Origin of the sequence: Aeromonas sp. QDB11, from assembly GCF_027705265.1 — a bacterium.
Taxonomy (GTDB): domain Bacteria; phylum Pseudomonadota; class Gammaproteobacteria; order Enterobacterales; family Aeromonadaceae; genus Aeromonas; species Aeromonas allosaccharophila.
Genome location: NZ_JAPDBM010000090.1, coordinates 1 through 12,888, shown reverse-complemented (window position 1 = coordinate 12,888; position 12,888 = coordinate 1). Strand labels below are relative to the sequence as shown.

Annotated in this window: 15 protein-coding genes and 1 pseudogene; 11 read left to right on the top strand and 5 right to left on the bottom strand. The window is 58.0% G+C overall.

What is annotated here, in order from left to right:
- Positions 1–116 precede the first annotated feature (116 nt).
- The gene (locus OKC40_RS20555) at positions 117–683 is read left to right on the top strand and encodes a 3'-5' exonuclease (RefSeq protein WP_226453197.1); all 567 of its coding nucleotides are present in this window, start codon (positions 117–119) and stop codon (positions 681–683) included.
- A gap of 24 nt (positions 684–707) precedes the next feature.
- On the opposite strand, the gene OKC40_RS20550 is transcribed toward OKC40_RS20555, so the two are convergent.
- Genes OKC40_RS20550 through OKC40_RS20535 form a run of 4 tightly spaced genes read right to left on the bottom strand, consistent with a single transcriptional unit; the run spans position 708 to position 3,071 of the window.
- Positions 708–1,430, bottom strand: coding sequence for a hypothetical protein (locus OKC40_RS20550; protein ID WP_015060216.1), 723 nt, complete (start codon positions 1,428–1,430; stop codon positions 708–710).
- Entirely contained in the window at positions 1,427–2,077 is a 651-nt protein-coding gene (locus OKC40_RS20545) for a DUF6753 family protein (RefSeq protein WP_015060217.1), read from the bottom strand. The genes OKC40_RS20550 and OKC40_RS20545 overlap by 4 nt, the downstream gene beginning before the upstream one ends.
- Entirely contained in the window at positions 2,070–2,753 is a 684-nt protein-coding gene (locus OKC40_RS20540; protein ID WP_015060218.1) for a nucleotide-binding protein, read from the bottom strand. Before OKC40_RS20540 ends, OKC40_RS20545 begins: the two co-directional genes overlap by 8 nt.
- A gap of 12 nt (positions 2,754–2,765) precedes the next feature.
- The gene (locus tag OKC40_RS20535; protein ID WP_232048283.1) at positions 2,766–3,071 is read right to left on the bottom strand and encodes a protein mobC; all 306 of its coding nucleotides are present in this window, start codon (positions 3,069–3,071) and stop codon (positions 2,766–2,768) included.
- Positions 3,072–3,431: 360 nt separating this feature from the next.
- On the opposite strand from OKC40_RS20535, the gene OKC40_RS20530 reads away from it, so the two are divergent.
- The 10 genes and pseudogenes from OKC40_RS20530 to OKC40_RS20480 all read left to right on the top strand — a co-directional run.
- Positions 3,432–3,752: a plasmid mobilization protein gene (locus tag OKC40_RS20530; protein ID WP_021029055.1), complete on the top strand. Its 321-nt coding sequence runs from the start codon at positions 3,432–3,434 to the stop codon at positions 3,750–3,752.
- On the top strand, positions 3,733–6,405 hold the full coding sequence (gene traI, locus OKC40_RS20525; protein ID WP_033996285.1) for a TraI/MobA(P) family conjugative relaxase: 2,673 nt from the start codon (positions 3,733–3,735) through the stop codon (positions 6,403–6,405). Before OKC40_RS20530 ends, traI begins: the two co-directional genes overlap by 20 nt.
- A gap of 41 nt (positions 6,406–6,446) precedes the next feature.
- Positions 6,447–6,725 (top strand): BrnT family toxin, encoded by a 279-nt coding sequence (locus OKC40_RS20520; protein ID WP_015060221.1) that lies wholly within the window; start codon positions 6,447–6,449, stop codon positions 6,723–6,725.
- Positions 6,685–7,005, top strand: a complete 321-nt coding sequence (locus tag OKC40_RS20515; RefSeq protein ID WP_045286807.1) for a BrnA antitoxin family protein — start codon at positions 6,685–6,687, stop codon at positions 7,003–7,005. Before OKC40_RS20520 ends, OKC40_RS20515 begins: the two co-directional genes overlap by 41 nt.
- Positions 7,002–7,424: an antitoxin MazE-like protein gene (locus OKC40_RS20510; RefSeq protein ID WP_015060223.1), complete on the top strand. Its 423-nt coding sequence runs from the start codon at positions 7,002–7,004 to the stop codon at positions 7,422–7,424. The genes OKC40_RS20515 and OKC40_RS20510 overlap by 4 nt, the downstream gene beginning before the upstream one ends.
- A 663-nt stretch (positions 7,425–8,087) precedes the next feature.
- Positions 8,088–8,648, top strand: a complete 561-nt coding sequence (locus OKC40_RS20505; protein WP_014343471.1) for a replication protein — start codon at positions 8,088–8,090, stop codon at positions 8,646–8,648.
- 533 nt (positions 8,649–9,181) lie between these two features.
- Positions 9,182–9,460, top strand: a complete 279-nt coding sequence (locus OKC40_RS20500; protein ID WP_013213990.1) for a hypothetical protein — start codon at positions 9,182–9,184, stop codon at positions 9,458–9,460.
- Between the two features lie 110 nt (positions 9,461–9,570).
- Positions 9,571–9,996 (top strand): antirestriction protein, encoded by a 426-nt coding sequence (locus tag OKC40_RS20495; protein ID WP_013213989.1) that lies wholly within the window; start codon positions 9,571–9,573, stop codon positions 9,994–9,996.
- 127 nt (positions 9,997–10,123) lie between these two features.
- Positions 10,124–10,279 (top strand): hypothetical protein, encoded by a 156-nt coding sequence (locus tag OKC40_RS20490; protein ID WP_013213988.1) that lies wholly within the window; start codon positions 10,124–10,126, stop codon positions 10,277–10,279.
- Between the two features lie 463 nt (positions 10,280–10,742).
- Positions 10,743–11,606 (top strand): annotated as a pseudogene (locus OKC40_RS20480) (IS1182-like element ISKpn6 family transposase); the annotation flags it as partial.
- 249 nt (positions 11,607–11,855) lie between these two features.
- On the opposite strand, the gene OKC40_RS20475 reads toward OKC40_RS20480, so the two are convergent.
- Positions 11,856–12,737 carry a carbapenem-hydrolyzing class A beta-lactamase KPC-2 gene (locus OKC40_RS20475; RefSeq protein WP_004199234.1) on the bottom strand — a complete coding sequence of 294 codons (882 nt, stop codon included), beginning with the start codon at positions 12,735–12,737 and terminating at the stop codon, positions 11,856–11,858.
- Positions 12,738–12,888: the final 151 nt, after the last annotated feature.

The window sequence follows — 12,888 nt, the reverse complement described above, 5'->3', positions numbered from 1 at the left end:
GAAGACGCTATAAACGCGGGCAGAAAAAAAGTGATCGGCATGATGTTATTGGCTGATCGACATGATGTTATTAGCCAGCAGCGCAGGCAAAAGACCTGATCGCCGCAGGCTGCATTGTGCTCGACACCGAAACCACCGGCCTCGGTGATGACGCCGAGATTTGCGAGATAACCATACTCGACGTGACCGGCGCACCGATCCTCGACACGCTGGTACGCCCGACCCGGCCAATCCCGGTCGAGGCGACAGCGATTCACAAAATCACCGACGCCATGGTGGCCAGTGCGCCGAGCTGGCCCGAGGTGGCCGAGCAGTACGCCGCCGCCGTTGCTGGCCGAACCGTCGTTGCCTACAACGTCGCTTTTGATGCGCGCTTGCTGCGGCAGACCTATCAGATACACGGAATCACCGCGCCAGTGTTGACGACCGCTTGCGCGATGCTGATGTATGCCGAGTGGCATGGAGAGTACGACCGGAGCCGCGACCGCTGGCGATGGTTGAAGCTGATCGAGGCTGCGACCGACTGCGGCGTGGCAGAAGACGGCGCACACCGCGCCCTTGCCGACGCCCGCATGACGCTGGGTGTGCTGCGATACTTGCAGCGCCGCACGAACGGACGGCGACCGGCAGGGCCGAAAGTGGCCACCGTCCCGCAGGAGGCTTTGCCCTCTGTTTTAGGATGAAACTCTATTTCAAAGAATGAGACTTTATTTGTACGGATGAATCTTTATTCGCATCCCACACATGGCTTCTAACCACGCTTCGTGCATCCAGAATGGGGCTATTTTTCCGTGCTGAAGTGTGCAAAGCGGATTGAGCACCCGGCGTGGGTTCTTCCATGTCTCGACGGAGAGCAACAGGCCGTCCGCATGGACGGAAAAGACTGGTAGTGCTTTCGGCTGGCCCTTCTTCTTGCCTTGCGTTTCGGTTGGCTTGAGGTCGTCCCAAACGCCTTGCACGGTTTTGTTCAGTTCGTCGATGAAGCGTTCCGGCATGGTTTTCAAGAGTTCGGCAGTGATTGCGTTCGCGTCCTCAAATTGCTTTCTTGCTTCGGCTTCCTTTTTCCGTCGTTTTTGCCGCTCCTGTTCGTATTCGTCTAAGGTTTGCCTGTGTCTGCGCTGTGCTTCAGCTTCCGCTTCTTCAGCTTGCCTTCGTGCTTCCTCTTTGGCTTTCTGTCGGCGTGCTTCACCCTCTGCTGTGAGTGCTGGTTTTACCAGTTCGCCAGACTTGGCCTCGATGGTGATCGAAAGCGGTTCGCCGCGATGGTCTACCAGATCGAAAGGCAGACCATCCGCATCGAATGCCGTGAGGTAAAGATTGGCCCCATAGACCTTGTGCCCCGGCCTCACAGCTTCGTATTTTTCTGCTGCTGCGTGCAGTGCTTCCGCTAGGCGTTCTGCCGTGATTTCTCCTTTGATCTTGATTCTCATGGCAACCTCCATCCGTAGGTGCCATCCGATGCGGGCTTGACGTAGCACACGCCTTTTTCGACGTACCACCCCGGCCTATCGCACTTCGCCAAGCTGGCGAGGCTTCCCGTTTGAGCGAAGCGGTAGGCCAAGCGCCCCTCTGGCGTGTTGGCCCATGCCGCCGCCGCTTTCTCGTCCTTGGCTTCGGTGTATCCCGCGCCGTATCCGGCGCCGTATCCGGCCTGATAGCCCGAATCCTTGCCGCTGCTGTGCATGTACCAGCCGAACAGGCCGACGCACAGGAAGGCCACGGCGATGCAGCCCGCCGCCCACTGCCACATCTGCTTTGCTGATGTGTTGTGCGCGACCTCTTGCGCTGCTGCTGCTACCGCTTGCGCCAAATCCGCCTTGGCTGCTTCCGCTGATGCTTTCACGGTTGCATCCGCCGTTACCTTGAAATTGACCAAGGTATCTTTGGCTGCTTGTGCTATCGCTTGCGGGAACTTCTCATACTGGCCTTGGTAGTGTTGCAAGGCCATGAGCACCAGCCACAGCGCATCATTGTTTTTCAGGCCGAGTGCATCCCGAACCCGGTAAAGACTTTGCCGCTCCGCGTCACTAGGTTGCCTGCCGAGCAGCTTTGCAAAGCTGTCGTCTAGGTCACTCATGGACTACGGCCTCCAATACCTTTTTGGCCTCGTTGCGCCACCGCGTAAGCTCCGCACGGTTGCCAATGGGCAATTCCTTGAGTGCTACCGCAATGCTCATGCGCTTGCTGTAAATGTCATCGCTCACACGGTCGGCCATGTCCGGGAATGTCACCGATTTCCCGCCGCGTTCCTCTACCGCCGTGCGCAGCTTGGAGCCGTTGTAAAGCTCGAACTTATTTTCTTCCCCGAAGTGTCCATTGCGTACCACATGAACATCCGCATTCGGAATTGCGTCCATGTATTCCTTGAGCAGTTCGAGGCTATCCCGTTGGCGGTTAATCACCCACAGCGTGACCAGCTTCCGCTTGAGTTCTTCAAGCGTGCTATTCAGTGTTTCACCGTAGGCGCTCACGCCCTTGTTATTCCGTGCTGCCGTGTTGATTACCACGACGCTATCCGGCTTGCTATCGCACAAGTTCACTAGCTGAATCCATCCGTCCGCCTCATCCAGATTGATAAGCTCCGTTTCCGTGCTTTCTTTATAGGCTTTCCATACGTCCGGGTTAGAGGTGTCAGACTCAATCAGCAAGACGCTTTCGCCGCGCTCTTGCAGGTAATCAACCGTTGCCATCGTGACAAGCGACTTGCCAACGCCGCCCTTGCTGCCACCGATCAGGTAAATGCTTTTCGCCATGTTGCTTACTCCTTAAATGTCGTCGCTGTCAGGTTTCGGGGTGAATGTCGCCTTTGATGTATCCGCAGGCTTCTTGACGGCGGGGCGGGGGCGGGGTGTGTCTCCCGGTGCGTGCACCGGAGCTTTTTTCGCTGGCTTTGCTCTCTGCAAGTAGCTCTTGAGTGTTGGAGTTGCGATGCTCAGACCTTCACCGCGCAGCGTCTCGGAAATCTGGTCAAGCGTGTATCCACGCTTTTGCAACAAGGCGATTTCCTTCGAGAGTATGCGCACGGCATCTTGCTTGCTGTGCTCTTGCTTCTTTTTCTCGACTGGCGGCATCTCTCGCAGCTTTGCAGCGATAGCCTCTAGCTGTTCTGTCGTATGCTTTATCGTGCTAACTCCTTTGCTTACTTGTTGCGGAGTTGACAGCATAGCGCCATTTGTGCTTGTTGCAAAGTGCGTCCCGTGCACCTAAACTGCTGATACGATAGTAGAGCGGATGAGCAATACAGGATGACCGTTGTAACACACATGGCTTCGCCACGTGGTTCCAACGGACGCCTGCCCATTCGGCGCTTCGCTTCTCACGGTCTGGCTTATCCTGCAAGGGGTATCCCCTTGACCCCGGACAGTGCGGCGCTCTCGCTTCTTACTGTCCAAGACACACCCCGCCCCCCGCCCCGGCGAGAAGGAGACACGATGCCATTTGAAACGCAGGGGCCGGAACCGCTGGACGCCGTTATCAATGTACGGCTGACCGCAGCGGAGAAGGCCCGCTTGAAAGAGGATGCCGACCTTGCCGGGTTGAGCATGTCCGAGCTTGTCCGCCGCCGCTACTTCGGCAGGCCGATCATTGCCAACGCTGACGCTGTGATGCTCAAGGAGCTGCGGCGCATCGGTGGATTGCTCAAGCACATCCACAACGAAAGCGGAGGCATTTACAACAAGGACACAGCCGGGGCACTTGTGGCCCTGAAAGCCTACATCGGGAAACTGAGCCGTGATCGTCAAGAAGGTTAAGAACCCGCAGAAGGCAGCAAGCAAGGCGGTTCGCGTTTCTCGCCTAACCGACTACATCCGCGAGCCGGAGCGTGAGAACTCGCAGGAGAAGTGCATCCATGCCGGGGCGCGTGGATTCATCACCGATGAACCACAGAGCCAGACGGCAGAAATGATTGCCTTGTCACAAGAGGCAGTGCGAAGCAAGGACACGATCAATCACTATGTCCTGAGTTGGCGAGAAGGCGAGCAGCCCAGCCCGGAGCAGGTCGAAGAAGCGGTAAGCATTTTCATGGATGAGCTAGGTGTTAAAGACCATCAAGCCATCTATGGTTTGCACGCCGACACGGACAACTTGCACCTGCACCTTGCCATCAACCGCGTGCATCCTGAAACGCTCAAGGTGGTGAAGATCAATAACGGCTTCGACATTGAGGCAGCGCACAAGGCGATAGCACGAATCGAGAACGCACAAGGCTGGCAGCGTGAGCAGAACGGGCGTTATCAGGTGTTGGAGAATGGTGAGTTAGGCCGGGAGCACATCGACAAGGACAAGCCGCGCCAGCCAGCCCAGCCGAAGCGCGACATGGAAAACCGCACCGGGGAGAAATCCGCCGAACGCATCGCCATTGAGGACGGCGCACCGATCATCAAAAAGGCGCAGACGTGGGAGCAGTTGCACCGCGAGTTAGCAGCCAAGGGGATGCGCTACGAGAAAACAGGCAGCGGGGCGACGCTCTTTGTCGGTGATGTTGGCGTGAAGGCCAGCAGCGCAGACCGGGACGCGAGCCTATCCAAGTTACAAAAGCGACTCGGAGCTTACCAGCCGCCGCCGCAGCGTCAGCAGGTAGCACAGCGCGAGCCAGAGCCGATCAAGCCAGACGTGCCGGGATGGAAGGATTACATCACCGGGCGCAAGGCGCACTACGCGGAAAAGAACGCGGCCAAGCTGGCACTGGACAAGCGGCAGGAGCAGGAGCGCAAGCAGATTGCCGAGCAGCAGAAAGCCCGCCGCGATGAACTCATGCGCGGCAACTGGAAGGGTAAGGGCGAAGTGCTCAACGCCATGCGCAGCGTGATTGCCGCCGAGCAGGCCGCAGAGAAAGCAGCCTTGAAAGAGAAGCACCAGAAGCAGCGCGAGCAGCACCGGCAGCAGTTCCGGCCCTATCCCGACCTGGAGCAGTGGCAGCGGATGCAGAAAAGCCCGGAGCTTGCCGAGCAGTGGCGGCACCGCGCCAGCGAGCCGCAGCGCATCGAGGGCGCGAGCGGCGAGCCGCCGACGCCGCGAGACATCCGCGCCTATCAGCCTGAAATCGTGGGCCAGCAGGTGCATTACAGCCGGAAGGAAGAAGCGGGGGCGGGCGGGGGTGTGTCTTTCGTGGACAAGGGAAAAAGCATCGATATTCACGACTGGCGCAACCGGGACAGCACGCTTGCCGCCTTGCAGCTATCGGCGCAGAAGTGGGGCAGCTTCACCGTAACCGGGAACGACGAATACAAGGCCATGTGCGCGAAGTTAGCAGCAGAGCACGGTTTCAAGATCACGAATCCTGAGCTTCAGGAGCGCATCCAGCAGGAGCGGCAGCGGATACAGCAGGAGAGGGCGCAGGCGATGAAATCGGAGCAGCTAAAGCAGTTTGAGCTGTACGCGGAAGCGGTAGGCGCGGAGCGCTACCGGGTAACGTCCATCAAGATGCAGGCAGACGGAAGGAAGCAAACCTTCATCCTCGACAAGAAGGACGGCATCACGCGGGGCTTCACGCCGCAGGAGATCGAGCAGCGCACGCCGGAGATGCTGCGCCTACAGCGCCGGGGCGAAAACCTCTACTACACGCCACTATCGGACAAGAAGCATCACATCCTCATCGACGACATGAACCGGGAGAAGCTGGAGCGGCTTATCCGTGACGGCTACCGGCCCGCCGTTGTGCTGGAATCAAGCCCCGGCAACTATCAGGCCATCATCACCGTGCCGAAGCTGGGGACGGCCCACGACAAGGACGTGGGCAACCGGCTGAGCGATGCCCTGAACCGTGAATACGGCGACCCGAAGCTATCGGGAGCCATCCACCCGCACCGCGCACCCGGCTACGAGAATCGCAAGCCCAAGCACCAGCGCGAGGACGGCAGCTATCCCGAAGTGCGCTTGCTCAAGGCCGAGCGCCGCGAGTGCGTCAAGGCGCTGGCCCTGTCCAGCCAGATCGACGCCGAGTATCAGCGTCAGGCCGCCTTGAAGGCGCAGCAGCCAGAACGCAGCAAAGCCAAGCCCGCCTTGGAGCTTGCAGCGGCCAGCGGCAGCGCGATCGACGCTTACCAGCGGCATTACCGCGACGTGATCAAGCGGCAGCGTGGCGGCGAGGTGGACTTGTCCCGCGTGGATTCCATGATTGCCGTGCGGATGCGCGTTACCGGCCACGATCAAGCCGCCATCGAGGGCGCTATCCGCCAGTGCGCCCCGGCCACCCGGCAGAAGGACGAGGGGCGCGACTGGAACGACTACGCGCAGCGCACCGCCCGCTATGCCTACAGCGCCGCAGGCGACCGGCAAGCCGCCGAGCTTGGGAAGTACCGCCAGCAGTGGGAGAAGCTGGAAGGGCGCGAGCCTGTACGCCAGCAGGAGCAGGCCAAGGCGCAGAAGATCGAGCGCGACAACTCACCCGGCATGAGTCGATAAGACTTGATGTAACTACAAAAAGACGCTACAATAAGAACACAATGGAACTTGAATGGGACGCCGATAAAGCGGCACGAAACCTGAAAAAGCACGGCGTTTCCTTCGAGGATGCCGAGCTTGTTTTTTACGACTCCGGGCGGGTTGAAGCCTACGACGGACGCGAGGACTACGGGGAAGATCGTTGGGCAACGATTGGGCTTGCCTACTCGGCTGTCCTGTATGTGGTCTACACCGTCCGACACGAGGAAACCATCCGCCTTATCTCTGCGAGGAAAGCAAATGCCGACGAAAGAAAGCAATATCGTGAAGCGAACTCTTGACCTCAAGAAGCCGCCACAGTTGAGCGCCGAGCAGAAGGCGCGACTGGATGCCGTGGCCTCGATGCCGGATGAGCAGATCGACTATAGCGATGCACCCTATCTGCCTGATGCTGTCTGGATGAAGGCAGCGGAGCAATTGCCCCACACCAAGAAGCAAATCACGCTGCGCATTGATGCCGAAGTGTTGGAGTTCTTCAAGCACACCGGCAAGCGTTATCAGTCGCGCATGAATGCTGTTTTGCGCTCCTACGTTGAGGCGCACAAGGCGCACGCGAAATGAGCGGCGACGACAAGCAGCTTGAGCTTGAAGCCCTCGCCGCCGTGGGCGAAATGCTCTTGTTCGACCAAGCCAGAGGCAACCCGGAAGAAGCCGCCCGCATCCTGCGATGTGCGCGGCTTTTTGCTCGTTCAGAGGATGCCGCGCAGCGTCTCAGCGAGCTATGCAACGAGGCGGGCAGTGATGCGACTTGGCGCGAAAACATCGTGGAGGAACTGCAAGACCGAGAGGACTTGCAAGCCGCCGAGGCAGCGATGGAAGCCCGCCGACAGGCCCAACTTGTTGCGCAAGCGGATAGTGCCGACACGGCCTTGCAGACCCTAATGGACGAGGTAGCGGCGGACACCTTCGGCAGTCTCGATGAAGGATATGCGGCACAGGCGCAGGCCGAGGCCGTGAAGGCGTGGCAGGGCAGGCAGTGAGCGGCATTTGTTGGTGTTTCATCGTAACCCGGCAAGTGTTCAGCAAACGGTGGTTTGTTGGACAGTTGCCGCAAGGGGCGGTTTTTGTCATTTTCAGAAGACGACTGCACCAGACAACGCGGTTTGAAGGCTGTTGTGCAGTCGTCTATTGAACGAACAGTATCAGGAGTCCGCTGCACGAATGATAACCTCAAGCCGGTTCTGGTCGCGCTGGCGACCGATCAGCCCCTGGATGGGGACGGTAGAGAAAACGGACAAAATCGTACGCTAAGCATGCGGCCTGTCAGGTTGAGGCCATAGAGTTTGACGTTTAGGCGTCAGATAATGCAGAAAGCGGCCCTAGTCTGACGCGATGCCAGTGAGCCGACTGACGCCCAGTTGAGGTATAGCCTAGATTGACATGCGCGATGCAACCCTTAACTTGCTTGCACCTATCGTTTCCATGCTAGCTTTATCGTAACGCTAAGGAAGCTCTGAAAAAGCCCATGTTTCGCGAAATCACCGCTCTGTAACCCGCATGGTTGCTGGGATGCATTTCTCGAGCGGGGGCTTTTTCAGACCTTCCTTAGCTTAGCGTACGATTTTTTCCGAATTCTGCGGTTCCCCCTGGAAGACCTACGCAAGTTGGGCCAGCTCAGAGGTGGAATCAACGAAGGCGAGCGAATGAGGCATCTTTTCTGGCGTCTTAACTTTCTCCTTCTCTCCGGGGCAACAAACAGCGCCCAGATGTACCATGAGGCCGCCGCTCTTTCCTCCGAGCTGGATACTCGTTGGTCTTACCGCTCCAAAGAGCTTATGACGCTCTACAGCAAGGCGAAATCCTATGAGGCTGGGGAACGTGTCGAGTTCGGCGGAAAGTCGTTTGCACCGCTATACACGCCCAAAAACGACACGCTGATCAACCTATTCCAGATCTCACAGCAAGAACAAGAGCAACTGAAGACGATTATCAGCACTGACGAGGCTCAGAAGCGCCGCAGAGAGCGCGATAGACTGCGTGATGAAGAACGTCGCCGCGCCGCTGGCCAGCTTGAGCGTGAAGCCTATGAAGCCAACTCATTGAGCAGGCAAAAGCCCTGGGAAGCTATGGGCATGAGCCGGGCTAAATGGTATCGCCTGGGCAAGCCTTCACCTCAACAAAACAGTGAGACAAGTCCCTCCCCTATTACTAATGGCGAAGCCTCAGCGGTTGCCCTTCAGGCGGCCAGGTGTAAAGCCGTTTAGATGGCTATTTCAAAGTGAGTGAGATTTCGTAACGGATGGCAGCCCTAGAGGCTGCTTTCTTTTGAGGGGTTAGCAGGCGTATAGCCATGCTGGATCTCAGTCTATCACTACCTGCTTAATATTCCACCTTTAGATCCGGCAGCAGTTCGACCAGGTGGCCAACTTACCAGGCACCGGCAGCAGCTCGACCGGGTGGCCAAGTTCAGATCTGGACGCCAGAAGGAAATCAACCAGGTGGCCAACTTACCAGGCACCGGCAGCAGCTCGACCAGGTGGCCAAGTTCAGATCTGGACGCCAGAAGGAAATCAACCAGGTGGCCAACTCACCAGGCATCGGCAGCAGCTCGACCAGGTGGCCCATTTCGTACGTACGAAATCAGGCGACGCTATGCGAAATCTTGGCGGCAATCCCCCGCGACTACGTGATTTTTTTAACGTAGAGCGCGCTTTTTCTTGCCATAGTAGGCCATTTTGGCCTATAATCTTAATTAAGAAGACCGGGCACCCGCCACGGTCAATACCGGAGAACTCCGATGATCCACACAGCTAACCGCACCTTTCACCAACTCTATCGAGAATGGATACGCGAACGCCGCGAGCATATGCACAACGTTTTGACCTGGGAGCGTGATCGTTACGGTGCTCGCCTCGTCGGTCTGTTTTATCGTTACTGCAAGGTGGCCAACCCCTTTCCCCGTTGCACTCTGAATACTCGGATCAACTACCGCGCCCATGCGGTGAATCTGCCAGATTGGCCAGCCCGCAGCCTGGAGCTGAATAAAATGTGGCTCAGTTGGAGAGAAAAAAAGTAGGCCGATTTGGCCTATTTTTTATTGTACCCGCTTGACACAATAGGCCAAAATGGCCTATTATATATCTCAGAAGGCCGGGCACCCGCCACGGTCAATACCGGAGAACTCCGATGATGCAAACAGAACTTAATCCCCTGATCTGCTCCCTGGTCGCCACCCCTCGCCGTATGGCTGCAATGCCCCGCTATGTAGGCCGTTTCTATGTGGTTTTCGAGTCGATGCTTTACCAGCAAATGAAAGGGCTCTGCCGCGAGTATCGCGGGGCTTATTGGCTTATGTGGGAGCTGTCGAACGGCGGCTTTTATATGGCTCCTGGGCGTCGTGATGAAATGCTGAACATCGAGGCCATGAACTACTTTAGTGGCCAAATGAGCGCCGATGCTGCCGGGATTACCGCTTGCCTCTACCTCTATAGCCATCTGTCATTTCACACAGAAGGCGCTGACCAGGAGCGGTTTTCAAGGCTGTATCACAGCTTGCGGGATTGGGCTTGTGAGCATGACGAAAAAGAGGCCATCTTGGCCGCAATAGACTAGCAACAGAAAGCCCCGGTGATGGCCGGGGCTCTTAAAGGAGGTGCATAGGTAGAAAAAGAAATGGTGCCCCTGGTATGGCTGCAACCAATCACAGGGGCTTTCACCGGTCAATTTGAGGATAAACGCGATGAATACGGATATTGTATCACTTGCAAAACACATTGGCGACGCTCTGACGGCCCGCCGCCCCGTTCATATGCCGCGCATGAAGATGCGGGAGCTTGGCTTGCTCTTGATTGAACTGAAGGCGTATCGGGAGGCCGCCGCGACCGTTACCCATTGATAAAAAAGCCCCGGCATTGACCGGGGCTATTTGAGGATTTATCGCATGATTAGACCTGAAACGCTTAGGCCGTTCGCTGAAGATTGGCAGGCTCCAACCGCCGATGAAATCAAAGAGGTGTTGGAGCTGATTAGGCAACGAAAAGGGCTTAGTAAGCCTCTCGGTGGCGTTGATGTCGCTGATCTCGTTGGTTTGCCTGGTGAGAGAGGCAGCGGAAAGGGAACCCGAACCTTCAGGCGTTGGGTGAGCAAAACCAACCCTAGCCCTATTGCTTATGGTGCCTGGTCTATCTTGGCCCACCTGGCAGGTTTCGGGGCTATATGGGACGCTGACCGGGATTGAAACCATGACCGAACATAAGGCCGAACGTGCTCCCTGGGGAGACTTCCCGGCAGTAGTGAGGAACGGCGATCTAAAGGATCTCTCTAAAGAACCTGAATACGAAGCCGCCAAACATGGCGACCACAAGGCGATGAGCTATAAGCGCATGAAGCCGGCCGAGGACGAATTGCATTGCGAGATCAAGGCGCTGCTTGATCGCGCCAAGGCTACCGACGACCAGGAGCGTAACGAGCCGGAGCTGGACATTCCTGCCGAGATTTCTCGCCGCGAGAAGCGCCTGGAGGCGATCCAGGCGGCAAAGGCGCGCCTGGAAGCGCGCCAGCGTGAAGCGGACCAGGCCCGGGGGCGCAGCGAAGACGATGGCCGCCGGCCTCGCCATCCGGATGGCTCGGACAAGGGCGGTGGCTCGTACAAACGCGAGTTTGGTGTGCCGGATGACCGTGATCAGGAAAGCTTCACCGATCCGGACAGCCGGATCATGAAACACGCCGGTGGTGGCTCCGAGCAGAGCTACAACGGGTACACAGCGGTCGATGCCGAGCACCAGATCATCGTGGCGGCGGAGTTGACCAACTGCGCCGCGGACAGTCAGGCGCTGCTGGGCATGCTGGCAGCAGTTCAGGCCAACACCGGAGAAATGCCGGCCCAGACGCTGGCGGATGCGGGATTCCGTAGTGAGGCTGTTCTGGCAAAGGTCGCCGATCACCACGGCGATGTCATCGTTGCCCTCGGCCGCGAGGGACGTGAAGATGCCAAGGTCAATGCCAAGACCCATCCGCATACGGCGGCGATTGCGGCGAAATTGAAAACGGAGCAAGGCGATGCAGCTTACCGCCGGCGCAAGTCGATCGTGGAGGCTCCGAATGGTTGGATCAAGGCGGTGATGGGATTGCGTCAGTTCAGCATGAGGGGCCTGGACAAGGTGCAAGCCGAGTGGAAGCTCGTCTGCATGGCGCTAAATCTGAGGCGAATGGCGTATCTGTGAGGGCGAAGGTTAAATGGGGCGGCTCAAATGCACCCCAGTCGTCATAACACGCCGCGCGCCGCAAGATTGGTATCCTTGGCGCCGACGCCTTGCCAATTGCAGAGAGCGCCGCCGCCATCGTCAGTGCTCTACAGAAAACCGGTCACACGGCTCTGCCGCGCAGACTCCTAGCCTAAATGTGACAGTGGTTGGTAATCCATGCCGCCCGCAAGGGCGGCGGTGGTGGGCCAATAGATGATTTTCAGAGCCTTACTGCCCGTTGACGCCCAATCCCTCGAGCGCGAGTCTAGCCGCAGCGGCGATGACGGCCTCGCTGTGCTTGTCATCCTTGTTAGGCGCCCGGGTGTAGACGGCCAACACAATAGGTGCGCGCCCAGTGGGCCAGACGACGGCATAGTCATTTGCCGTGCCATACACTCCGCAGGTTCCGGTTTTGTCTCCGACTGCCCAGTCTGCCGGCACCGCCGCGCGGATGCGGTGGTTGCCGGTCGTGTTTCCCTTTAGCCAATCAACAAACTGCTGCCGCTGCGGCGCAGCCAGTGCAGAGCCCAGTGTCAGTTTTTGTAAGCTTTCCGTCACGGCGCGCGGCGATGAGGTATCGCGCGCATCGCCTGGGATGGCGGAGTTCAGCTCCAGCTCCCAGCGGTCCAGACGGAACGTGGTATCGCCGATAGAGCGCATGAAGGCCGTCAGCCCGGCCGGGCCGCCCAACTCCTTCAGCAACAAATTGGCGGCGGCGTTATCACTGTATTGCACGGCGGCCGCGGACAGCTCCGCCACCGTCATGCCTGTTGTCAGATATTTTTCCGAGATGGGTGACCACGGAACCAGCGCATTTTTGCCGTAACGGATGGGTGTGTCCAGCAAGCCGGCCTGCTGCTGGCTGCGAGCCAGCACAGCGGCAGCAAGAAAGCCCTTGAATGAGCTGCACAGTGGGAAGCGCTCCTCAGCGCGGTAACTTACAGTTGCGCCTGAGCCGGTATCCATCGCGTACACACCGATGGAGCCGCCAAAGTCCTGTTCGAGTTTAGCGAATGGTTCCGCGACGAGGTTGGTCAGCGCGGTGGCAGAAAAGCCAGCCAGCGGCCATGAGAGACAAGACAGCAGAACTAGACGGCGATACAGTGACATCAACGATATTCCTTGTTTGAAGGTGGAGCTAGGTGTAGCGGCCGGATGTAATCAGGCCGCTACAGCTGGGATTAGGGGTCTGACGCTCAGTGGAACGAAAACTCACGTTAAGGGATTTTGGTCATGAGATTATCAAAAAGGATCTTCACCT

What these genes read in the sequence shown, in the direction of transcription:
- OKC40_RS20540 (WP_015060218.1), bottom strand. Translation starts at nt 2,753, where the DNA reads ATGGCGAAAAGCATTTACCTGATCGGTGGCAGCAAGGGCGGCGTTGGC.
- OKC40_RS20510 (WP_015060223.1), top strand. Translation starts at nt 7,002, where the DNA reads ATGAGCGGCGACGACAAGCAGCTTGAGCTTGAAGCCCTCGCCGCCGTG.
- OKC40_RS20515 (WP_045286807.1), top strand. Translation starts at nt 6,685, where the DNA reads ATGCCGACGAAAGAAAGCAATATCGTGAAGCGAACTCTTGACCTCAAG.
- OKC40_RS20475 (WP_004199234.1), bottom strand. Translation starts at nt 12,737, where the DNA reads ATGTCACTGTATCGCCGTCTAGTTCTGCTGTCTTGTCTCTCATGGCCG.
- OKC40_RS20545 (WP_015060217.1), bottom strand. Translation starts at nt 2,077, where the DNA reads ATGAGTGACCTAGACGACAGCTTTGCAAAGCTGCTCGGCAGGCAACCT.
- OKC40_RS20500 (WP_013213990.1), top strand. Translation starts at nt 9,182, where the DNA reads ATGATCCACACAGCTAACCGCACCTTTCACCAACTCTATCGAGAATGG.
- OKC40_RS20505 (WP_014343471.1), top strand. Translation starts at nt 8,088, where the DNA reads ATGAGGCATCTTTTCTGGCGTCTTAACTTTCTCCTTCTCTCCGGGGCA.
- OKC40_RS20530 (WP_021029055.1), top strand. Translation starts at nt 3,432, where the DNA reads ATGCCATTTGAAACGCAGGGGCCGGAACCGCTGGACGCCGTTATCAAT.
- OKC40_RS20490 (WP_013213988.1), top strand. Translation starts at nt 10,124, where the DNA reads ATGAATACGGATATTGTATCACTTGCAAAACACATTGGCGACGCTCTG.
- OKC40_RS20535 (WP_232048283.1), bottom strand. Translation starts at nt 3,071, where the DNA reads ATGCCGCCAGTCGAGAAAAAGAAGCAAGAGCACAGCAAGCAAGATGCC.
- OKC40_RS20520 (WP_015060221.1), top strand. Translation starts at nt 6,447, where the DNA reads ATGGAACTTGAATGGGACGCCGATAAAGCGGCACGAAACCTGAAAAAG.
- OKC40_RS20550 (WP_015060216.1), bottom strand. Translation starts at nt 1,430, where the DNA reads ATGAGAATCAAGATCAAAGGAGAAATCACGGCAGAACGCCTAGCGGAA.
- OKC40_RS20495 (WP_013213989.1), top strand. Translation starts at nt 9,571, where the DNA reads ATGATGCAAACAGAACTTAATCCCCTGATCTGCTCCCTGGTCGCCACC.